Source organism: Nostoc sp., from assembly GCF_036917775.1.
Lineage (GTDB): Bacteria > Cyanobacteriota > Cyanobacteriia > Cyanobacteriales > Nostocaceae > Nostoc.
Genome location: NZ_JBALEQ010000083.1, coordinates 73,207 through 93,782 on the forward strand (window position 1 = coordinate 73,207; position 20,576 = coordinate 93,782).

Sequence of the window (20,576 nt, forward strand, 5' to 3'; positions counted from 1 at the left end):
TTTAAAGCCATGAAGCAATCTCTTTTGGGCGGCATCCGTACAAAGTTGATCACTTCGTTTCTGATTGTTGCTTTGATTCCGCTACTGTTATTGTCATTTATCAACAAACAGACAACTGAAAAAACACTAACTGACAATGCGAAACAAGCCCTATCTGCGGCAGCTAACGAAACTGCTAACAGAATAGATGCCTTTATTTATGGAAATCTCAATGCCGTGCGTGTAGAGGCGATTTTACCAGGTTTGGCACGCTACCTCAGCCTAACTCCAAAACAGCGAGATGATAGTCCCGAAATGAAATTGGCGACAGAAACATTAATCCGTCTCAGTCGCAAAGATATGATCAATATTATCTCATACTCTTTGCTCGACTTAAACGGGAAAAATGTATTGGATACATATACAATACCGAATATTGGAAAAGATGAATCAGTTGAAGATTATTTTAAAAAACCGCTAGAAACTGGGTTATCTTTTGTTTCTAGTATGAAGCGATCGCTGACAATTCCTGACCTTATTACCTTGTTTTTTAGCAGTCCGGTTCGTAATGCCAAGGGAGATATATTGGGTGTATTGCGTGTTTCATACAATGCGACTGTTGTTCAGCAGTTAGTAACTAGAGAAACTGAACGAGCTGGGGAAAAATCATTTGCTATTCTTTTAGATGAAAATAATATTTATCTGGCACATAGCACTGCCTCAAAACTGCTTTTTAAATCAATTGTGCCTCTGCCTGCCGATGTTGTAACTCAACTGCAACAAGAAAGACGTTTGCCTAATTATCCTGTCAAAGAGTTGGCAACTAATGAGTCAAAACTGAAGCAAGCATTGGATAATAAACAGTCGGATTTAATTGCATCTTTGTCAGCAACAGGTAATCAGGTTAATATGATTGCGATCGCTCGTTTAAAATATAAACCTTGGTCTGTGTTGTTCGCACAACCCCTTGCTGTTGCCCTAGCACCTGTAGAAAAGCAAATTCGTGATGCAATGTTTCTATTTGCAATTATCGCTTCAGTAGTGACAATCATCGCTTTTGCTATTGGGCAATTGCTAACAAAGCCAATAATTTCCCTTACCAATATAGTTTTCCAGTTTACCGCAGGTAACTTAGATATCCGCGCCAAAATTAGCTCAAAAGACGAAATAGGCCAACTGGCAAAATCGTTTAACAATATGGCACTTCAGTTACAAACATCTTTTGAAACTTTAGAACAACGGATACAGGAGAGAACAGCAGAGCTAGTAATTGCTAAAGAAAAAGCAGAAAATGCAAATCAGAAACTAGAACAACTGGTAAATCTAGATGGTTTGACTCAGGTAGCTAACCGTCGCTGCTTTGATGAACGACTGCAAGCAGAATGGAAACGCCTTGCACGAGAACAACAACCCCTATCACTAATTTTATTCGATGTCGATAAATTTAAATCTTATAACGACTACTATGGGCATCTTGGAGGCGATAATTGTCTAATCAGAATAGCGCAAACAGTTCAACAGACAGTTCATCGTCCTGCTGATCTAGTAGCGCGTTACGGAGGAGAAGAATTTTCGGTACTCCTTCCCAATACTGACTTAGTAGGAGCGATCAAAGTAGCAGAAAGTATTCAACAAGCAATTTACGATCAGGCCATTCCTCATACAAAGTCTGATGTCAAGGATATCGTCACACTTAGTTTAGGTATTAGTTCTGTCATACCTACTTGGGACATCAAGCCAGATATACTCATCTCTTCAGCCGATCAAGCAATGTACAATGCCAAACAAAAAGGGCGCGATCGCTATTGTACATTGGCTGATTTACTTTAATTGATACCCAGTGTTCGCAGTGTTCTAGCAGCGATCGCTCCACGTGTGGTTATTGAAATCAAAGATTTTTGACGCGCTAGCGCAGCCCAACCTAGCCATCCCTTCATACAAAAACTCTATTCTTTGTTAGGACTGACGCAAAATATTTCTCAAACTCTGATTTCTCCGTGTCCTCTGCGCCTCTGCGGTTCGTTATTCCCTAAGTGTAGAAATAATTCGATTAAATAATAACCTCTTAGGGAGTGCGATTGTAGCAAGCAAAAGTGCGATCGCTTCCAGAGGTTATTTTTATGGTTGTTGAAAACTATTTTTAGTTTAATTGAGCGTCATATTCTTCGCAACACCGTTGCGATGTTCAGGCTTATTTTGACTTAGCGGTAAAGACTCTTGAGAAAGGGATTCTAAAAATTTAACTGCTTTTAGTAAAGATTCTCCCGATAATTCTTCCAGCAGTGTTATTCCTCTTGAGCGAATTTTTTCAGGTGGAGTCATGGGCAAGTTGACCTCATTTACATCTAGCTTCAACTGTAATCCAAGTTTTTTGTCCTCCTGTCTTCCTAAAGTCTTATCCTTGCAGGTTTCTCCCTGTTGTAACTCTGAGCTATTTATGAGTAGGGGAATCGTGGCCATCTCATAATCATCTGGCTCTAATAATATTTTGAATGCCTGAAAACATCGAGTGAGAGAGTATCGATCAACTTTGTTGTTACAGCTAAAAATCTTACACAGAGTATGAGAGTCTAAACCTGTCTGAACACTCAGATTAATGAGTGTAAATCGCTTGTTGCTGTTTTCATTAAATTCTGTTTGTTGTTTTGCTAACTCAAGTTTATGTAATCCTTTAGGCGTAAGGATTACACCACGTATGCGTTGTTTTGGAAGCATAAAATACAGTTAGATTTGATTTCCGCAACACTTTAAGCAAAAAAGAGAGTCAGCCGAGAGGGAAAATCACAACTTCCAATGAGCATCCGGTTTTGGCAGATAGTTTTTTTATACAACCCATATAGGGGTGCTTATTATATTTCTTCCAAAAGTGGATGCGCCAAAATTACACTCCTAGAAGTTCGATTTTAGGAATGTTATTCAACAGTAAATTTTTGATAATCAGAGTATATGGATATCAGATGGATATTGACCAGAGTATAGTGGTAAACAGTGTAATCTTAAACACTACAATCTCATAAGATACGTATTTTTAATACTATGTAACTAAATTGGTTTTGCTGAGTTTTAGATAATTTTTCGCCAAAAGGAACGAAAAATCAAGCTTTTACTTTGCTCAAAATTCTCTATTTCTCAGTTGTTGGAGAGATTTCTACTAATGGTTTAGAGCGACGATTGTAATAATTCTTAATTTTTCTGTGCTTAAGTTGGCAAACTTCCATTGCTTTAGAGGTATTGCAAAGTGTATTGTCTCCATACGAATAAACTTTCAAATTCTAAGGATTAAATAGATGACAGCAGGGACAATAACAGTAGACGAATTAAAACAACAAAATGAATTACTAGAAAACCAAAATAAATTACTAAAAAACCGAAATGAATTACTAGATAAATCACTTAAAAAACAAAATCATTTAGTAAAAGGTAATTTCTTGAAAGACAATCAGGGACATGAATCATCAATTAGGCTGATGTCTTTTTTTGCTCTTATTACAGCAATAATTTTTGGTTCTTTATCTCTGATTAATGCTCACAAGCCAAGTAACACAAACAACAACTCCTCAAGTAGTGATGTAAACATGACATTCATTTTCTTGGTGGCAGCTTTTGTTCCCAAGGCACTTCAGAAATTCGCAGAAATCAAAGGTGAAACAGAACAAACAAAAGAGAATAAAGTATAGTGCGGAATCATTAAAAAATAGTTAACTAATTTATATTAACAAAAGTTAAGGGTATTGAGATAAATGAATGACGGTGTAACTGAGGAAGCCAAAGAACAAACAAATTGCATTAGTTCTTATCAGAAAGCTTTAGAGGATTTATATCCTTCAAATGATTCATCTAAAGATGAATATCTTGATAAACAGAAGTGGACAGAGAAGTTTATAGCCATTCTTGTAGCTCGTGATATTATTCATGTTGCCCTGAGCGACAAATCCGCTAACTCACAACAACCAACAGATATTAATTTACTAATTCAGTTAGATAAACGATTAAGAGAGAAAGCTAAGGACATCACGCAACGTGGCCAGTTAGCGGAATGGAGAAAGAGTGTAAATCCACTACCAGAGCAATGGTGGTGGTATCTTAAATCCCCGTCTCTTAATGAAGCGGTGAATGAATATTCTGACTTGCTGAATGAATATGATGCAGAGAATGATCCTTGGTATAAGGACTTGTGGAACTGGGTCACGATGGGAAAGCTTAATCATGAAACAGAGGCAGATCAAGCGATACAAGTACTTCTAGCCCGTGAAGCGGTTGAGGAAGCGTTAAAGTGTGAATCACCTTCTGATAATCTTATAAGAACTATTATCGGGTTAGATATAAAGCTGAAAAACCACAGTAAAGAGATTGCCCGACGTAATCAATTGGTTAGATGGAAAAATAGCTTTAAACACTTTTCAGATAATTGGTGGTGGAATCTTAAACCAACTGCTATGACTTCACCAGAAGAACCACAATCTCTATGGGAAGGAATTTTGAATGCCGTCACTATAGCTTTCTTAGTAGGTGCCACCAGCTTTACCATCAGTTCTGCCAAAGTTTTTAAGGACAGTGGAAATTTTGGTGGTGTAGGAGGAATTGGGGTTACCGGACTACAAGCTGTACTTTTGGGTGTGGTTGCTAAAGGGACTTTAACCACAGAGGGACGGAAAAGCATTGAAAAATTCCTCATTACGATTGATGCACCTCCTAAACAGCAAACGTTAGTAGTCTTGTTTTGTTCGGGTGCGTTGTTTGTATTAACTTTATGTATCAATTTATCTCTACCATTTTATGGCTATTATTTCTACGCTATGGCTAACAATTTTGAATCTGAAGAAGACTTAAAAAATGCAGAGAAGAATTATACAAGAGCAGCTTATTTTAACACTAACGGTAACTTTGGCTCAGTAATATATGTTCGCTTAGGACAATTAAAAGAAAAACAAAATGATCTCACAAATTCCCTCAAGAACTACGAGAAAGCTTTTGAACTTAGTCCTAATAATCCAGCAGCCTTAGAAGGACAAGCAAGAGTCTTGCTTTTTCAGGAATGGGAAAAATATGCCGGGAAAATAAATAACAATAAAAGTGAGACTGTAATTTATAAGATCAATCAAAAACTGGCACAAGCTCAAAGCCTATACCATCGAAGCAACAATGAGAACAATGAGAACAAAGATTCTAATGCTGAATTTATTAATCAGCAAAGCAAAAATGAGAACAAAGATCCTAATGCTGAATTTATTAATCAGCAAAGCAAAAATGAGAACAAAGATCCTAACGCTGAATTTATTAATCAGTCTCTTACATTTATCGAATCTAAAATTTACCTTACTAAGGGTATCTTAAATTTGGCGAAATCTGATAATGGAGATGCTATCGAAGACTTCGATAATGGTCAAGAATCGTTAGAAGGTAAAATAAACAACATGGAAAACCACAGTAACAAACAGGAGTTTAATCTTACTGCAATCAACCAGTATATTTTGAATATTTTTAATAAACAATATGATAAGTATGGTGAAAATTATAAAAATAGACAAGAGATTGAGAAGATGCAGGAAACCTTTTCGTGTTACAAAATTCTAGTCCAATCAATATCAATAAAGCAGCCGCCAATAAAGCAAAAAAAATCAGAAATAAATACACCTAATTCAAATTCACAATTACCAAAACCAACCTTGAGTCCGCAAAATAATAATTCATGCAGCGACTTGCCAATACTGGATTCCCAATTCATAGAGAATTTAAAAAATACGAAGGATAAGAAATGAGCAATACAGAAAAAAAAGAAAAAGTAATTAAGTTGCTGTGGAATGATAACAAGCAAAATTTACAGAAAACTTTCCAGTTCAGACCACTAAAAGAAAAAAATGATTTTATCAAAATTGGACGTAAACCTAATTATGATTGTGAACTGCATATCGAAGATTACTTAGTAGATTGGTTTCATGCAAAAATTGTCTATGAAAATGAAGGTTTTTACTTACAAAATGCTCTGGGAATTTCAAATAATTATCCAAAAATAGAATATAAGCTTCCAAATCAAGATAGATTCCAAGATATGGCGACGGATAAATTCGACTCTGTAAAGCTCGATATTGGTACTTGTATCAAGATTGGAAACACGACATTGACAGTAGTTAAAACCGAAAATGGATCTAGTCAAAACTTTAGCTGGAAGGATTTTCTTGAATCCTTAAAGAGTTTTGTTTCACCCTTAATGGTGAAGCGATTTCTTGAATCCTTAAAGAGTTTTATTGCACCCTTGATGGTGAAGCGATTTTTTGCATCCTTGATTGATTTCGTTATTGCATGTATCGTTATTTTTTTATGTTATGTTTTAATTGCTTTTCTAGCTACTCAATTGATTGATTTTTATTTGATTTATCGATTTCGTCTTTTGCTATTATCTCTATTATTATTTATTGTATTATTTATATATCCCACTCTTTTTGAAGGTTATTTTAATAATAAAAAAGAGCCATTAATTCCTAAACGTACGCGTTTGAGAATAGATCATTTTTATGTAGGCTTTGGAAAGCATCTGTTAGGAATTTATATTACTAATTATGATGGGGAGCCTATCTCCGTTATTCATTCAATCGTAAGATGTTTTTTCCAACCCTTACTTTTCCCCGTATACGTTTATTTGTTTTGGTATTTCATCAGAAATTTTCTTTACATTGATATTAAATACGAATTATACCCTTTATTACTTTTATTATTTTATGTTGGGCTAATATTGATATTTTTTGTTAATTTCATCACCCTATTTCTTACAAAAAACCAGCAATCTTTACGTGACTGGATAACTAAGACAAAAATTGTAGAGAAAAAAGAACCTATCTGGTTATGTTCACTATTTCCTAAAATGGTTGAAGGTTTGAATAGGAATGCAATCGGCCTCATAGTCGTGGTTTTAGCTATTCTTGTCCCAACAATGTCTGTATTTAGAAATCCTGACAAATTTTACAAAAAAGGGTATGAAAACTTTAACGCTAAAAAAACTGGTAAAAAAGTTAACTATTCTCAAGCGATTGCAGACTACGACAAAGCAATTGCAATCAAATCCGACTATGCTGATGCCTACTACCAACGTGGGTTAGCTAAGTACTACTTAGGAGACTATCCAAGCGCGATCGCAGACTACAAGGAAGCAATTAAATACTATACAAAGGCAATTGCAGATGCAGACTACGACAAAGCAATTGACATCAAATTCGACTATGCCGAAGCCTACTACAAGCGTGGGTTAGCTAAGTACAACTTAGGAGACTATCGAAGCGCGATCGCAGACTACAACAAAGCAATTGACATCAAATCCGATTATGCTGATGCCTACTACCAGCGTGGGTTAGCTGAGTACAACTTAGGAGACAATCAAACAGAAGTAGCAAAATACGAAGAGGCGGAAAAATTTTACAAAAATGCGATCGCAGACTACAACAAAGCAATTGAAATCAAATCCAAGTATGCCAACGAAGCCTACTACTCTCGTGCATTAGCCAAGCATAGCTCAGGTGACTATAAGGGGGCGATCGCAGACTACGACCAAGCAATTAAAATCGCACCCGACGCCTATGCCTATCTCAATCGCGGGTTAGTCAAGGCTAACTTAAAAGACTACAAAAATGCGATCAAAGATTACGATCAAGCAATTAAACTCAAATCAGACTATGCCTATGCCTATAATAAGAAAGGGGATTCCAACTATTACTTAAAAGACTACAAAAATGCGATCGCAGACTACGACCAAGCGATTAAAATCGCACCCAACTATGCCGATGCCTACTTCAATCGCGGGTTTGCCAAGTCTGGCTTAGGAGACTCTCAAAGAGCAAAAGGAGAGGAGCAACAGGCGAACAAATATTACAAAGACGTGATCGCAGACTACAACGAAGCAATTAAAATCGCACCCGACGATGCCTATGCCTATAATAATAGAGGGTTTGCCGAGTTTAACTTAAAAGACTACACAGGGGCAATCGCAGACTACGACCAAGCGATTAAAATCGCACCCAACTATGCCAAAGCTTTCTACAATAGGGGGGATGCCAAGTCAAACTTAAGTCGCTATAAAGAGGCATCCAACGATTTTAAAGAAGCCAAAATCCTTTATGACAAACAGGGCGATAAATCTGCTTCTGAAGATGCAGGTAAGCGAATCGAACAGCTTTCGTCCAAAGTTAACAAAAATAGCAAATAAACAACATATAAAAAACTGAACGAAACAACTTCACCAATATCAAAAAATGAGACAAAGTAGAACAGGCTATCTTTATTTAAAATGTTGTAAATAGATGTAAATGCAATCTATTAAAACTTTATGGAGATTTTGGTAATAATCGCAGTTTTAATATACTTAAATAACCTAGAGGATTTAATTGGATACAGTTGTGCTAAGTTACGTGGTTATTTACAGTCACCCAATGTAAGCGATCGCACTTTCGGTAAACTTTCCAGGCGATCGCTCAAATCTAAAACCCTCAACAAAACAGAGAAAGCAACGGGCTAAAATCCTTCGTAACCAAAAAATTTCTCTGTTTATCTTCTCTGTAGCAACTTCCGTCTTCCTTGCAGCAGCTTCCGCCTTCACGTTTGGGTGTTTCGCGCACCCTGTAGTAGCTTCCGCCTTCCTTGCAGCAGCTTCCGCCTTTACGTTTGGGTGTTTCGCGTACCCTGTAGTAGCTTCCGTCTTCCCTGTAGCAACTTCCGCTTTCACGTTTGAGTGTTTCGCGTAGGCTGTAGCAGCTTCCGCTTTTACGTTTGGGTGTTTTGCGTAGCCTGTAGCAGCTTCCGCCTTTAATATAACGGGAGTTTAATTACTGCGATCGCCTGCATACATCACCAACTGAAATTACTGATTTGGCTTTCTTTTGAGAGCGATCTAATCAATTACTCTTATATCAAGTAAAAGTGCGATGCCTACGGCGAGCGTAGCGATCGCATAAAATTGTGCCGCAGTAGAACTTTTAGATTTTTTTGGGATGGTAGTATGATTAAACTGTACTTATTTTTTCCAAAGCGTTGAGTAGCTAAGTATAGAATCGTGCTTTGTCGATGATAAAATTATACAGCTTTTTTATTTGCCTACACGTTTAAACGCTATTACAAGCCAATGTGCAATTACTCATGATTTTTTGAGTACTACCTCAAAAAAACCTTTATTTAAAAGTTGCGCGATGACACAGACAACTACAGAGCGTCTATACTCTTTTGAAGAATATCTCGCTTATAACGATGGTACTGATAGCCGTTATGAACTGGTGGATGGGAAACTAGAACGCATGAATCCACCAACTTTTAGACATTTACTAATTTCTGACTTTATTCAGGATAACTTTAAGGCAGAAATCAATCGCTTGAGTTTACCTTGGCTATGCTTTAGAGAGGCAGGGGTGAGAACGGGATGGCGAAAGTCAAGATTGCCTGATGTTTATGTTGTCACGGCTGAACAGGTAATGGAATTCCTTGATGAGTCTGCTGTTTGTCAGTCTGCGCCGATATTAGTAGTAGAAGTTGTCAGTCCTGATTCAGTAAAACGCGATTATCGATATAAGCGTTCTGAATATGCAGCGTTAGAGATTCCTGAATATTGGATTGTAGATCCAATAGAGTCAAAAATTACGATTTTATTGTTGTCAGAAGGATTGTACGAGGAAAAAGAGTTTAGCGGGAGTCAGCAAATTGTGTCTGCAACTTTCCCGGAAATTGCACTTACAGTTGAACAAGTGTTGTCTGCGGGTAATGTTGCTTAAAAAATAGACCATCGCTTCTGCTAATTATGACAAGGCTGTAAAACTCTGGGCTTACGTGACGTACCTACACGCGATCGCTTTGGGAGGTTATTTTTATATAGCGATGCGATTTCATTTATGAAATTATTTGCGTAGTAATGCAATCTTGCTACAGTCAAGAAGCTTTTTTAAGTTATACTGAATTTTTTAAAAAATCAAATATGAGTCCTATCGATTAAAATTTATGTAGGAGGTAAGCTAGATGTTAAAAACAATTCAAGGAATTTATAAAAACGGCAAAATTGAATTAGCTGAAACACCAGAAGGTATTACTGAAGGTTTAGTGTTTGTCACCTTCCTAGAAACTAAACCCAGCCAATGGCCAGAAATAATTATGCAATATTCGGGTACAAAAGAAAGTATTATCTTTGAATCATATCGAGAGGAACTGATACCACCGAACGAAATAGAACTTTAATTATGTATGGGTTATTTACTGGATACTTGCGTCATTAGTGATTTTGTCAAAGGAGAAGAAAACACCCTCAAGCGAATAAAGTTAATCTCCCCTACTGAAATTTTTGTTTCATCTCTAACAGTTATGGAGGTGAAATATGGATTAGCTATAAACCTACAACGCGCTGTTAAAATCCAATCAACTATTGAAATATTATTAGATTCAATTACAATTTTACCTTTTGATTCAAAAGAAGCAGAACAAGTAGCCCAGATCAGAAGCTTTCTTAAATTAGCTGGTTCACCTATTGGTGCTTATGATGTACTTATAGCAGCTACCGCAGTAATCAATAATCATATTGTGGTGACATCTAATGTCCGAGAATTTCAAAGAGTACCTAACTTGCAAATCGAAAATTGGCGTTCTGTGTGAGTTTAATTACTGCGATCACAGCGTATCTTGATTCCTGTAGCCTAGAACAACGATGAGGCCGCAAAGGTTTTTATAATGCACCGTGACAAGATGACGATGGGCTACGCCCCTTCGGAAAGGATCGCAAACATCCACAGAACTAGAGAATTTGAGGTATTGTTGCTACATTCCATAACAATCTTTAGGGTAAGGGAAAATTTTTTGCTATGATATCTAAGCTCATCAAATAATGTGAATGTAGATATTTAAGACAAGCAATGAAAAAGGTTACACTAACGGAATTAAGTAATAATATTGAGCGTCTACTAGATGAGGTACTAGAAACAGGTATTCCACTAGAAATTAACAAAAATGGTAAGTTATTAAAAATTGTTCCTATAGAAACAAAAGATAAAATTAAAAACTTAACATTTAAATTTGATGCTATTCAAGGAAATCCAGATGATTTAGTTAATATCAGTTGGGAACAGGAGATTAATATTGATTTATCTTGACACTCATGTTGTAGCGTGGCTCTATGCTGGCTTGACAGATAAATTAACTGATATTGCTAAAACATTAATTAATGATAATGACGTTTATATTTCGCCAATTGTGAGATTAGAGTTACAGTATTTATATGAAATAAAACGTCTTAAAGATAAACCTGATGTGATTATTCCTAACCTGTCCGAGGAAATTGGTTTAAAAATATGTAATCAAAACTTTAATGATATTATCAGTACTAGCTTAACTATTACTTGGACTCGCGATCCTTTTGATCGGATTATTACGGCGAATGCTTTATTAAAAAATAATATATTACTGAGCAAAGATGAAAATATTCTGAATAATTACCTGTATGCAAAATGGCGTGATTAATGGAATATATGCTGAGATTTCCAAGACGATGAGAGTTAGGATCAAAACGTAATCTGTGGCACACAAATAACTATATGACATCCACATCGCGTGTTGTTCATAGTGACCCCGATATATTGGGGGGAACTCCTGTTTTTGTTGGTACTCGTGTGCCTATAAAAACCTTGCTTGATTATCTGGAAGCGGGTGACTCACTGGATGAGTTTTTAGATCACTTTCCCAGTGTCAGCCGTGAGCAAGCGATCACCACTCTCGAATTAGCAAAGGAAATGCTAACCGCCTATGCGAATTCTGCTTGATGAGTGTGTTCCACGACCCTTAAGGCGTGAACTCACTGATTATGAGGTACGTACAGTTGTGGAAATGGGATGGTCAGGCAAAAAGAATGGTGAACTCTTGCAACTGATGATCCAGGAGAGTTTCACGATTCTCCTTACAACAGACCAAAACTTACGATATCAGCAAAACTTGCAACAGGCTGGAGTTGCGGTCGTTGTTATGGTGGCATCTAGTAATCGCCTACCTCCCAGTGTTCGCAGTGTCTTAGCAACAATGGCTCCGGGTGTGGTTGTTGAAATAGCAGATTTTTGACGTGAGCTTCATACAACAACTCTATTCTTTTTGATGATGAAACCGAATCCCCAAAAAGATGTCATAAACAAACTCAAAAAAGTCCTTTTTCTGCAACAATCCTGAAGTTTGATAACACCCCTTTTCATCTAATAGGGGCTTCATCACATAGTAAGCAGGTTGATAATTATACCAAGGAATAGAAGGCCACAGATGATGAATTAAGTGGTAATTCTGTCCCATAATCAGAATATTGAGAACTTGGTTTGGGTAGACGCGAGCATTTTTCCAGCGATCGCGCTCTGCAAAAGGACGATGGGGCAAATAGTCGAAAAATAATCCCAGTGCTATCCCCACTACAAAAGCTGGTATAAACCAAAAATTGAGAATGTAACCCAAAAAGTTGTACTGCACTGATATATAAACAATTACACCGACAATTAAGCGGCTGATGAACCATTCCCATAGTTCATATTTCCGCCACAGTTGCCGTTGAAAGAAAAATACTTCGTGGTACAAAAACCGCACTGCAATCAGCCACAGTGGGCCACCTGTAGAGACATAATGATCTGGGTCGTCTTTGGGATGGTTGACATGGCCATGATGCTGTAAATGCACCCGCGTAAACACTGGAAAAGCAAAAGCTAGCATCAACGCACTACCATGCCCTAACATCGCATTCATCACCCGGTTACGATGAGCGGATTGGTGACAAGCGTCGTGAATAACCGTCCCAGCACAATGCAAGGCAATAGTGTTAACGCTAAAGCAGAGCCAGTGGGGCCATTCCCAAAGCCAGTAACCAAAGTTAGATAACACCAGCATTGCTACAGCTACCAAAAACAGCAATAGCGTGGGATTAAAATCACCAGGAGGCGCTAAAAATTCCTTTGGCGGGATTGTCAGTGGCTTTCGTGCCTCCGATGTGATCATCTCTAACATTGACTCCTTCTTAATCAAACATTACGAATATACGATAAATATTAGTGAAGAATAAAGTTTTGTAACCTTTTGTATAGCAATATTTATCCACCGCTTTGCATATCAGTAGATGAATAACGCTATGATTCCAGACAAGAACTAATCTTTACTGATAAGTGGGGTATGGTAATTGGCAAAAAGTTGATGGGATAAACTCTTTCGTTGGGAGGATGGATACAAGATTGATGTACTATATCTAGTCTATCCCACAGCCCTCACTCTCCCATAAAACCTCTCTAACTGCTTATATCTATTGGTATAGCAGTAACTGAAAAGGAGATGCAACTTAAGTTACGATGACTTCCCAGATAGCTCCCTCACTTCAGCCCCTATGCAATTAAGAGATTCTCTGCGCCGGACAAAAATTGTCGCTACTATTGGCCCCGCCACTAGCAGTCCTGAAATGCTCAAGGCGATTATTGAAGCGGGAGCCACGACGCTGCGGCTAAACTTCTCCCACGGAACTCATGCCGACCATCAGCGTAGTATTCGCTTAATTCGGCAAACCGCTTTTGAATTAAATCAGCCAGTGGCAATTCTCCAAGACTTGCAGGGCCCAAAAATTCGCTTGGGGAAGTTTGACAACGGGTCTATAGTTTTGGCAAAAGGCGATCGCTTCACCTTGACAAATCGTCCGGTGATAGGCACGCAGGAAATTAGCTGCGTCACCTACGATTATTTAGCCGAAGAAGTCCCAGTTGGTGCAAAAATCCTCCTCGATGATGGACGAGTAGAAATGGTCGTGGAGGAGATTAACCGAGACAAAGGTGATTTGCATTGTCGCATCACCGTGCCTGGTAAACTTTCTAACAATAAAGGTGTAAACTTTCCCGGCGTTTACCTGTCAATTAAGGCAATGACCGACAAAGACCGAGAGGATCTAATGTTTGGTCTAGATCAAGGTGTCGATTGGGTGGCACTTTCCTTTGTCCGCAATCCCCAGGACATGATCGAAATTAAAGAACTAATTTCTAGTACAGGCAAGCAAGTGCCGGTGGTTGCCAAAATTGAAAAGCACGAAGCCATTGAACAAATGGAGGCGATTCTGGCTTTGTGTGATGGCGTGATGGTTGCCAGAGGCGATTTAGGCGTAGAATTGCCAGCAGAAGATGTTCCGGTACTCCAAAAGCGGCTAATTGCTACAGCAAATCGCTTGGGGATTCCCATCATCACCGCCACCCAGATGTTAGACAGCATGGTGAGCAATCCCCGTCCCACTCGCGCTGAAGTGTCGGATGTGGCAAATGCGATTTTAGACGGTACAGATGCGGTGATGCTTTCCAATGAAACCGCCGTGGGTAGCTTCCCTGTAGAAGCAGTGGCAACGATGGCGCGAATTGCCGAACGTATGGAGCAGGAAGAATCCCAACACTTAAACTTACGTTCTGTGAGAGATGCCCGGCGCTCTATTCCCAATGCGATTAGTCAGGCTGTCGGTCAAATTGCTGAACAACTAGGTGCAGCGGCAATTATGACCCTAACGCAAACCGGAGCAACCGCTCGCAATGTCTCTAAGTTTCGTCCTCATACACCAATTTTGGCAGTGACACCCCATGTAAATGTGGCGCGGCAGCTACAGATGGTGTGGGGAGTCAAACCGCTGTTGGTGCTAGGATTACCTTCCACTGGTCAGACATTTCAGGCTGCAATTAACGTGGCTCAGGAACTCAAGTTGCTGTCTCAGGGAGATTTAGTAGTGATGACGGCTGGTACACTCCAGGGTATTTCTGGCTCTACAGATTTGATTAAGGTAGAGGTGGTGACGGCAGTACTAGGTCACGGAATTGGACTGGGACAAGGTTCAGTAAGTGGTCGCGCACGCGTGGCTAATACAGGGATGGATGTGAGTAACTTTAATCCCGGAGATATTTTGGTTGCATCCCGCACTAGTGCCGATTTTGTTGAAGCAATTCGGAAAGCTGCCGGGATTATTACTGAAGAAGAAAGTCTCACAAGTCACGCGGCAGTAATTGGCTTGCGTCTCGGTGTACCAGTAATTGTCGGCGTGAAGCAGGCAACACAGGTGATTCGAGATGGAGCGATTATAACCCTGGATCTGCAACGGGGTTTAATTTACTCTGGGGCAGTGAGAACGGCTTAGGATTGGGGAATGGGGAGCAGGGGAGCAGGGGGAAATAACCAATTCCCAATTCCCAATTCCCAATTCCCAATTCCCAATTCCCAAAATTAAACAGTTGCGATCGCAACTCCAAGCCATCCAGCAAAGTTTTTTTGCTGTGTTGAGTCAGGATGATCAACAGGTTTTACTTGATATCGAGTAGGGTGTGGTGACGCGAGGGTAATGGAATAAGTACGCAGTTCGTCTTGGTGGAAAACTGTGACTTGGATGGTATCGTTTGGTTGGTAATCTTTCAGGCGATCGCTTAAACTACTCGCTGTTATCTTAATGCCGTCAATTGCTAACAACTCATCACCTGCATCAATTCCCCCTACTTGTGCAGGTGAATCAGTTTCCACAAACTTAATCATCTCCCGCCCATTCTCTGTATTTATTCTCACACCCAGGTAAGGTTCTTCCTGCTGTTCAGCTACCAACTGCAAACCAAAGGGTTCTAGATACTGATTGAAAGGTAAATCATCAGTACTATCAATGTAGCGTTTAAAGAAATCAGTCAAATCGATTCCGGCGACAGATTCTATAACTTCCTGCAACTGTTCTGGAGTATAGCCAATTTCATCTTTACCAAACAGCTGCCACATTTTCAGCATTACGTCGTCGAGGGAACGCTGATTGTCATGAGTAGAGCGAATTAGTAAATCCAGCAACAACGATACCATTTCTCCCTTTAAATAGTAGGAAATTTGAGAATTACCGCTATTTGCATCGGGGCGATAAAGTTTTATCCAGGCATCAAAACTCGACTCGGAAACGGGTTGTACCTTGCGCCCCGGTGTCGTTTCATATCTGGTAATTTCTTTGCTTAAGTTATTCAAATACGACTTAACATCATAAATTTCTGCCCGCAAAGGAATTAACAAGTCGTAGTAACTAGTAGTACCCTCACAAAACCATAATGATGGTGTATAGTTTTCCTGGTCATAATCAAAAACCTCTAATGCTTTTGGGCGAATTCGTTTGACATTCCACAAGTGAAAAAACTCGTGTGCAACTAATTGGATGAAGCGATCGTACTTTTCCTGAGTGCGAAATCCAAAACGTTGGTAAATTAACGAGCAAGAGTCTTTATGCTCCAAACCGCCAAAAGCCTGGCTAAATAAATGTAGCAGAAACACATATCGTTCATAAGGTAAACCGCCGAACATCTGCGCTTCTACTTCAATAATTTTTTGGATATCAGCAATCAGGTGCTGAACTTGGTAATTACCTTTCCCCCAAATTGCGAGTTCATGGGGTTTTCCCAAGACCTCAAATTTATACAATTGATGGCTACCAATCTCAAAGGGAGTATCCACCAAAGTATCAAAATCGCTTGCCAAGTAAGTATTTGTTTCCTCACCAACGAGAGGTAGAGCAGTTGTTACTTGCCATTCCGGGTATGGCGGTACGATGGTAACGCGAATGGGTTGCTTATCCCAGCCCGGTAATCTAAAAAATAATGCTGCACCATTGAAATAACCGTGGGTAGCATCCAAGTGATTTGTCCGTACCGATAGCTCATTGGCAAAAATGCGGTAACGTACAGTTAATTCTGAAACACCTGTTTTGTCTACCTGCCAGTGATTTTTACTGATTTTCTGCCAAGGTAAAGGCTTACCCTCTGCAAAAACCACAAAATCCTGTAAATTCTTGGCATATTCTCGAACTAAGTAGGAACCGGGTGTCCATACTGGCAATTTTAAATCGAGAATCGGCGAGGGGTAATCGACAATGCGTAAAGTTACCTCAAACAGATGGGTTTCTGGTTGAGACATTGCTACCAGGTAATGAATCGTCGGGCCAGTTTCCTGGATATATGCGTTGGGACGAGTTGCTGTTGCTTCAGTCATCTTGGTGCTGAGTTAATAATCGATAAGTAATTTCTCTTATGATGACAAATTTGTATGTTTAGTTTCGCGTTTTATTGGGTGCGGTAGTCAAAACCTAGTTTATTTCTCACTTTGCGATCGATTGCCTGCTGCCAAAGCGATCTTTGCAACTTCCAAAATATTTGTATTAATTTTCACACAGTTCAGGTAAGGCTAAGATTCTTTATCAAAGTCAAATTTTTAACGTAGATGCAAAGCGGCTTGCCGCAGGCTACCGCAGAGGCACAGAGGAAGCAGAGAAAAGAGAAAAAATTCTTAACCCTAGCGTATTGGGCAGTTGTTTATTGAATTCGGGCAGTCGCTTATTGAATTCGGGCAGTCGTTTATTGAATTCGGGCAGTCGTTTATTGAATTCGGGCAGTCGTTTATTGAATTCGGGCGGTTGTTTATTGAATTCGGGCAGTTGTTTATTGAATTTGGGCAGTCGTTTATTGAATTCGGGCAGTCGTTTATTGAATTCGGGCAGTCGTTTATTGAATTCGGATAAGCCTCAATAAATTCACGCAATAAATAAAATGCTTTTTGTGCTAAATAATTTCAACAATACTGAATATTGCGGGTGTGTAATCACCTTGGTTCTGTTTATCTTAATAGTGTAAAGACAAGGATATAAGCCAGTTTTTATCCTAGTGCATGATTAACAAAAGGAAGGTTATTTATGTCACGTCCAAAACGTGGGTCTAAAGTACTTGATAGGGCACAGCGTCGGATTGCCGCTTTGAAATCGATTAGTTCTACCTTAGATTTAGGTAATGGAGTCACTATTGACACCTTTGCCGCCGCCATCAAAAAAACACAGGACAAGTTGGAAGCTTATAACTCCAGCCTCTCCACCGTGGATTTAACTCAGGGAACCTTAGAATTAGCCGAAAAGTCGCTGATGGAACTAACAGAACACGTTTTAGTCAGCGTAGCTGCAAAGTATGGCAAGAATAGCGATGAGTATAAAATGGCAGGGGGCGTTCGTCGCAGCGATCGCAAGCGTCCAGTGCGGAAGCCTAAGCAAGAGGTTGTTATTTGATAAAGACAATACATTTGGGGTTTTTTGACACTCTCCCGATTTTAATTCGGGAGATTCTTGGTTAGGTGGTGAACCAATAGAAAAAAGATAACATTTAAATAGCGATCGCTTGAGCTTTAGAGAAATATGGCGTAGACGCATAGCAGGTTATGGTCAGACATGGCTCGGCGTTGAACCTTTATCTAATATTGTCATGAAAGAAGTATTTTAATATGCTAGTCCAGTCAATACCCGCAGAACAAAGAACAGTACTACATAACATTAGCTGGGAAACCTTTGAAGCCTTGCTAAAAGACACAGGTGAGGATAGAGACTCTCGGTTTGCTTATGATGGCGGTACTTTAGAAATCATGACACCACTTTTTGAACATGAAAATCCCAAAATTCAATTTGACCGCTTGATATTTGCTTTGACTGAAGAAATAGGAAGAGAAATTAAAAGTGCTGGTTCTACAACATTGAAGCGCAAATTAGTCAGAAAAGGGATAGAGCCAGATAACTGTTACTATATACAAAATGAACCAAAAGTTAGAGGGAATAAAAGTCTAAATTTAGAGACAGATCCACCACCTGATTTAGCAATTGAGATTGATATTACTAATAGTTCAATTAATAAATTTAATATTTACGCAGCGTTAGCTATAAATGAACTTTGGCGATATGATGGGCAAAATTTGAAATTTTATCAGTTGCAAGCAGGGCAATATGTTGAGTGTAAATCTAGCATCGCTTTTCCTCTGATTTCAGTGAATGAGATGAGTAAATTTATTCAGCAAAGTCAAAGCATGGGTGAGGTTGCTTTGTTGAAATCTTTTCGTATTTGGGTTAGAGAAAAATTAGCATAGTTAACTACGATATGTTATGGCAATTCTCCTTCCCTTCGGGACGCTGCGCGATCGCACCATTAGTAAAACTCAAGCAGAAGCGTTGGCGGACTATTTTAATGTAGATATCAGTTTATTTATTTAGCTTATCTTCCATTACAACAACGTTCTTAAAACCATTGCTTGGTCTTGAACCAGAAGCTTAATATTTTGCGTGGAGTTAAAGATTTGATCATCTCTCTACTTAAATACAACAGCTACAAAATCTTTTGCCAGTTAGCTTCAGATCATAAAGCTATGAACCTTTATTAAAGATTTTATATCCTAACCATCCCAAACCCAAACCTAAATTAGAAGTGCTAGCTAAAATTAAAAAAGTATGAACCTTACTGAAAGATTTTTGTAATTCAACTCCAGTTACAGCCACAGCCACACTCACAGCCACAAACGCAGTCATAAACATATAAATAGTAGCTTCAGCCCTAGCTTTAGGCACAGGCAGCACAACCCCAGTCAAAGGCGCAATCACAAACCTATAAGCAAAAATCCAAGCGAATAACAAAGAAGTTGCCATAGCCCAAGCTTTATAAACACCCATGCCCTTAGCCGCACTCTTAGCCACAGCCCAAGCCATAGCCACAGCCCCAGCCACAAACAAAGCCCAATCTATGTACCGAGCGTTAGATGTGCATAACGAGTAGCCTATCCCTATCAATAGGTAGCTTAATAACACACCAACCAACCAGTCCCAAGGAATAATTTTAGGTGATTTAGTAGCTGGTTTACTTGGAATTGCTTTTAAGTCGAGCTTGGCTTTGGAATAAACAACTTCTTTTCTATGAATTGGTTCAACAGGTAGTCGAGGCGTTGCTTTTGGTTCTTCTAACATTGCCAACCATACCTGCATTGACTGGGGACGGTCTTGTGCCTCCAGCGCCATCCCCTTGATAATTGCGTCATTTAATTGGTTACTGATCCTTGGAACAATTCGTTTAGGCGGAGTCAAAGGAACATTATCGAGCTTGCGAGCCAGAGAAGTTGTGGGTTTTTGACCTGTCACCGCATAATAAAGCGTAGCAGCTAGACAATAAACATCAACCGTTGGCTCTCGACTGCCCCGATGTATCTGCTCATAAGGTGCAAACCCATGATTACCAACATAACCTTTTGAAGTCAAAGTTTTAGGAACAAGTCCTTTGGCGATGCCGAAGTCAATCAGAACTGCTTTGCCATTACTTCGCAGCATGATGTTTCCAGGGTGGGCATCTCGATGTACTAGCCCTGCCTGATGCACTATCATCAAGGCTTCCCCAATCTGACGAATACAAGGCACAATCTCTGCTTCTGCTAACGCTCCCGTGCGTCTGACTGCCTCAAACAAATTTTCTCCCGGTACAAAATCCATCACCAAGCAGTGGGTTGCACCTTCCTTAAACAAGTCAATCACTCCCACAATGTGAGGATGAGGGTCTTGAGACAAGCGTGCTAGCGTCCGCCCTTCTTGGATAAATCGCTCTATATACTTGTCATATTCTGGGTCATGGCTGAGAAGTTCATCGGGTGTTTTGATGACAACTGTCCGGTTTAGCTCAATATGCAATGCCTTATAAGTAATCCCAAATCCACCCTGTCCCAGCTTTTCCTCAATTTCATATTTGCCACCGTGCAAGTGTTGTCCTGCTGTCCAAGGCATGAATACCTCTAAGTAAGAAAAAATA

Annotated in this window: 20 protein-coding genes and 1 pseudogene; 16 read left to right on the forward strand and 5 right to left on the reverse strand. The window is 39.3% G+C overall.

The window, feature by feature from the left end:
- Positions 1-9: 9 nt before the first annotated feature.
- Positions 10-1,809, forward strand: coding sequence for a diguanylate cyclase domain-containing protein (locus V7K69_RS15595; RefSeq protein WP_335035845.1), 1,800 nt, complete (start codon positions 10-12; stop codon positions 1,807-1,809).
- Between the two features lie 315 nt (positions 1,810-2,124).
- Here the strand turns inward: V7K69_RS15595 and V7K69_RS15600 are convergent, their stop codons facing one another.
- A complete protein-coding gene (locus V7K69_RS15600; RefSeq protein WP_335035848.1) occupies positions 2,125-2,694 on the reverse strand; it encodes a hypothetical protein in 570 nt (189 codons plus the stop codon).
- A 572-nt stretch (positions 2,695-3,266) separates the two neighbouring features.
- On the opposite strand from V7K69_RS15600, the gene V7K69_RS15605 reads away from it, so the two are divergent.
- The 4 genes and pseudogenes from V7K69_RS15605 to V7K69_RS15615 all read left to right on the forward strand — a co-directional run bounded on the left by V7K69_RS15605 (position 3,267) and on the right by V7K69_RS15615 (position 8,173).
- On the forward strand, positions 3,267-3,656 hold the full coding sequence (locus tag V7K69_RS15605) for a hypothetical protein (protein ID WP_335035850.1): 390 nt from the start codon (positions 3,267-3,269) through the stop codon (positions 3,654-3,656).
- Positions 3,657-3,719: 63 nt separating this feature from the next.
- Positions 3,720-5,738, forward strand: coding sequence for a tetratricopeptide repeat protein (locus V7K69_RS15610; protein WP_335035852.1), 2,019 nt, complete (start codon positions 3,720-3,722; stop codon positions 5,736-5,738).
- 497 nt (positions 5,739-6,235) lie between these two features.
- Positions 6,236-6,769: pseudogene (locus V7K69_RS32965) on the forward strand (hypothetical protein); the annotation flags it as partial.
- A gap of 138 nt (positions 6,770-6,907) precedes the next feature.
- Positions 6,908-8,173 carry a tetratricopeptide repeat protein gene (locus tag V7K69_RS15615; RefSeq protein WP_335035854.1) on the forward strand — a complete coding sequence of 422 codons (1,266 nt, stop codon included), beginning with the start codon at positions 6,908-6,910 and terminating at the stop codon, positions 8,171-8,173.
- A 216-nt stretch (positions 8,174-8,389) separates the two neighbouring features.
- Here V7K69_RS15615 and V7K69_RS15620 read toward each other — a convergent pair whose 3' ends face one another.
- Positions 8,390-8,689 (reverse strand): hypothetical protein, encoded by a 300-nt coding sequence (locus tag V7K69_RS15620; RefSeq protein WP_335035856.1) that lies wholly within the window; start codon positions 8,687-8,689, stop codon positions 8,390-8,392.
- A 460-nt stretch (positions 8,690-9,149) separates the two neighbouring features.
- Here V7K69_RS15620 and V7K69_RS15625 point away from each other — a divergent pair, with 460 nt between their 5' ends.
- From V7K69_RS15625 to V7K69_RS15655, 7 genes are all read left to right on the forward strand, one after another.
- Entirely contained in the window at positions 9,150-9,725 is a 576-nt protein-coding gene (locus tag V7K69_RS15625) for a Uma2 family endonuclease (RefSeq protein ID WP_335035858.1), read from the forward strand.
- 241 nt (positions 9,726-9,966) lie between these two features.
- Positions 9,967-10,182, forward strand: coding sequence for a hypothetical protein (locus tag V7K69_RS15630; RefSeq protein WP_193948734.1), 216 nt, complete (start codon positions 9,967-9,969; stop codon positions 10,180-10,182).
- A 6-nt stretch (positions 10,183-10,188) separates the two neighbouring features.
- Positions 10,189-10,593, forward strand: a complete 405-nt coding sequence (locus V7K69_RS15635) for a type II toxin-antitoxin system VapC family toxin (protein WP_335035862.1) — start codon at positions 10,189-10,191, stop codon at positions 10,591-10,593.
- A 257-nt stretch (positions 10,594-10,850) separates the two neighbouring features.
- Complete coding sequence (locus V7K69_RS15640; RefSeq protein ID WP_335035864.1) at positions 10,851-11,087, forward strand: type II toxin-antitoxin system Phd/YefM family antitoxin; 237 nt, start codon at positions 10,851-10,853, stop codon at positions 11,085-11,087.
- Complete coding sequence (locus tag V7K69_RS15645; protein WP_335035866.1) at positions 11,074-11,454, forward strand: type II toxin-antitoxin system VapC family toxin; 381 nt, start codon at positions 11,074-11,076, stop codon at positions 11,452-11,454. Before V7K69_RS15640 ends, V7K69_RS15645 begins: the two co-directional genes overlap by 14 nt.
- 74 nt (positions 11,455-11,528) lie before the next feature.
- Positions 11,529-11,753 (forward strand): DUF433 domain-containing protein, encoded by a 225-nt coding sequence (locus V7K69_RS15650; RefSeq protein WP_335035868.1) that lies wholly within the window; start codon positions 11,529-11,531, stop codon positions 11,751-11,753.
- The gene (locus V7K69_RS15655; protein ID WP_335035870.1) at positions 11,737-12,045 is read left to right on the forward strand and encodes a DUF5615 family PIN-like protein; all 309 of its coding nucleotides are present in this window, start codon (positions 11,737-11,739) and stop codon (positions 12,043-12,045) included. Before V7K69_RS15650 ends, V7K69_RS15655 begins: the two co-directional genes overlap by 17 nt.
- A 21-nt stretch (positions 12,046-12,066) precedes the next feature.
- On the opposite strand, the gene crtR is transcribed toward V7K69_RS15655, so the two are convergent.
- On the reverse strand, positions 12,067-12,957 hold the full coding sequence (gene crtR, locus V7K69_RS15660) for a beta-carotene hydroxylase (protein WP_335036100.1): 891 nt from the start codon (positions 12,955-12,957) through the stop codon (positions 12,067-12,069).
- Positions 12,958-13,336: 379 nt separating this feature from the next.
- On the opposite strand from crtR, the gene pyk reads away from it, so the two are divergent.
- Entirely contained in the window at positions 13,337-15,106 is a 1,770-nt protein-coding gene (gene pyk / locus V7K69_RS15665; RefSeq protein WP_335035872.1) for a pyruvate kinase, read from the forward strand.
- A gap of 86 nt (positions 15,107-15,192) precedes the next feature.
- Here pyk and V7K69_RS15670 read toward each other — a convergent pair whose 3' ends face one another.
- Positions 15,193-16,974 (reverse strand): M61 family metallopeptidase, encoded by a 1,782-nt coding sequence (locus tag V7K69_RS15670; protein WP_335035874.1) that lies wholly within the window; start codon positions 16,972-16,974, stop codon positions 15,193-15,195.
- Between the two features lie 316 nt (positions 16,975-17,290).
- Here V7K69_RS15670 and V7K69_RS15675 point away from each other — a divergent pair, with 316 nt between their 5' ends.
- The 3 genes from V7K69_RS15675 to V7K69_RS15685 all read left to right on the forward strand — a co-directional run bounded on the left by V7K69_RS15675 (position 17,291) and on the right by V7K69_RS15685 (position 18,879).
- A complete protein-coding gene (locus V7K69_RS15675; protein WP_335035876.1) occupies positions 17,291-17,500 on the forward strand; it encodes a hypothetical protein in 210 nt (69 codons plus the stop codon).
- Positions 17,501-17,671: 171 nt separating this feature from the next.
- A complete protein-coding gene (locus tag V7K69_RS15680; protein ID WP_335035878.1) occupies positions 17,672-18,034 on the forward strand; it encodes a hypothetical protein in 363 nt (120 codons plus the stop codon).
- 212 nt (positions 18,035-18,246) lie between these two features.
- Entirely contained in the window at positions 18,247-18,879 is a 633-nt protein-coding gene (locus V7K69_RS15685) for a Uma2 family endonuclease (protein WP_335035880.1), read from the forward strand.
- A gap of 274 nt (positions 18,880-19,153) precedes the next feature.
- Here the strand turns inward: V7K69_RS15685 and V7K69_RS15690 are convergent, their stop codons facing one another.
- A complete protein-coding gene (locus V7K69_RS15690) occupies positions 19,154-20,551 on the reverse strand; it encodes a serine/threonine protein kinase (RefSeq protein WP_335035882.1) in 1,398 nt (465 codons plus the stop codon).
- Positions 20,552-20,576 lie beyond the last annotated feature (25 nt).

What these genes read in the sequence shown, in the direction of transcription:
- V7K69_RS15595 (WP_335035845.1), top strand. Translation starts at nt 10, where the DNA reads ATGAAGCAATCTCTTTTGGGCGGCATCCGTACAAAGTTGATCACTTCG.
- V7K69_RS15600 (WP_335035848.1), bottom strand. Translation starts at nt 2,694, where the DNA reads ATGCTTCCAAAACAACGCATACGTGGTGTAATCCTTACGCCTAAAGGA.
- V7K69_RS15605 (WP_335035850.1), top strand. Translation starts at nt 3,267, where the DNA reads ATGACAGCAGGGACAATAACAGTAGACGAATTAAAACAACAAAATGAA.
- V7K69_RS15610 (WP_335035852.1), top strand. Translation starts at nt 3,720, where the DNA reads ATGAATGACGGTGTAACTGAGGAAGCCAAAGAACAAACAAATTGCATT.
- V7K69_RS15615 (WP_335035854.1), top strand. Translation starts at nt 6,908, where the DNA reads ATGTCTGTATTTAGAAATCCTGACAAATTTTACAAAAAAGGGTATGAA.
- V7K69_RS15625 (WP_335035858.1), top strand. Translation starts at nt 9,150, where the DNA reads ATGACACAGACAACTACAGAGCGTCTATACTCTTTTGAAGAATATCTC.
- V7K69_RS15630 (WP_193948734.1), top strand. Translation starts at nt 9,967, where the DNA reads ATGTTAAAAACAATTCAAGGAATTTATAAAAACGGCAAAATTGAATTA.
- V7K69_RS15635 (WP_335035862.1), top strand. Translation starts at nt 10,189, where the DNA reads ATGGGTTATTTACTGGATACTTGCGTCATTAGTGATTTTGTCAAAGGA.
- V7K69_RS15640 (WP_335035864.1), top strand. Translation starts at nt 10,851, where the DNA reads ATGAAAAAGGTTACACTAACGGAATTAAGTAATAATATTGAGCGTCTA.
- V7K69_RS15650 (WP_335035868.1), top strand. Translation starts at nt 11,529, where the DNA reads ATGACATCCACATCGCGTGTTGTTCATAGTGACCCCGATATATTGGGG.
- V7K69_RS15655 (WP_335035870.1), top strand. Translation starts at nt 11,737, where the DNA reads ATGCGAATTCTGCTTGATGAGTGTGTTCCACGACCCTTAAGGCGTGAA.
- crtR (WP_335036100.1), bottom strand. Translation starts at nt 12,957, where the DNA reads ATGATCACATCGGAGGCACGAAAGCCACTGACAATCCCGCCAAAGGAA.
- pyk (WP_335035872.1), top strand. Translation starts at nt 13,337, where the DNA reads ATGCAATTAAGAGATTCTCTGCGCCGGACAAAAATTGTCGCTACTATT.
- V7K69_RS15670 (WP_335035874.1), bottom strand. Translation starts at nt 16,974, where the DNA reads ATGACTGAAGCAACAGCAACTCGTCCCAACGCATATATCCAGGAAACT.
- V7K69_RS15680 (WP_335035878.1), top strand. Translation starts at nt 17,672, where the DNA reads ATGTCACGTCCAAAACGTGGGTCTAAAGTACTTGATAGGGCACAGCGT.
- V7K69_RS15685 (WP_335035880.1), top strand. Translation starts at nt 18,247, where the DNA reads ATGCTAGTCCAGTCAATACCCGCAGAACAAAGAACAGTACTACATAAC.
- V7K69_RS15690 (WP_335035882.1), bottom strand. Translation starts at nt 20,551, where the DNA reads ATGCCTTGGACAGCAGGACAACACTTGCACGGTGGCAAATATGAAATT.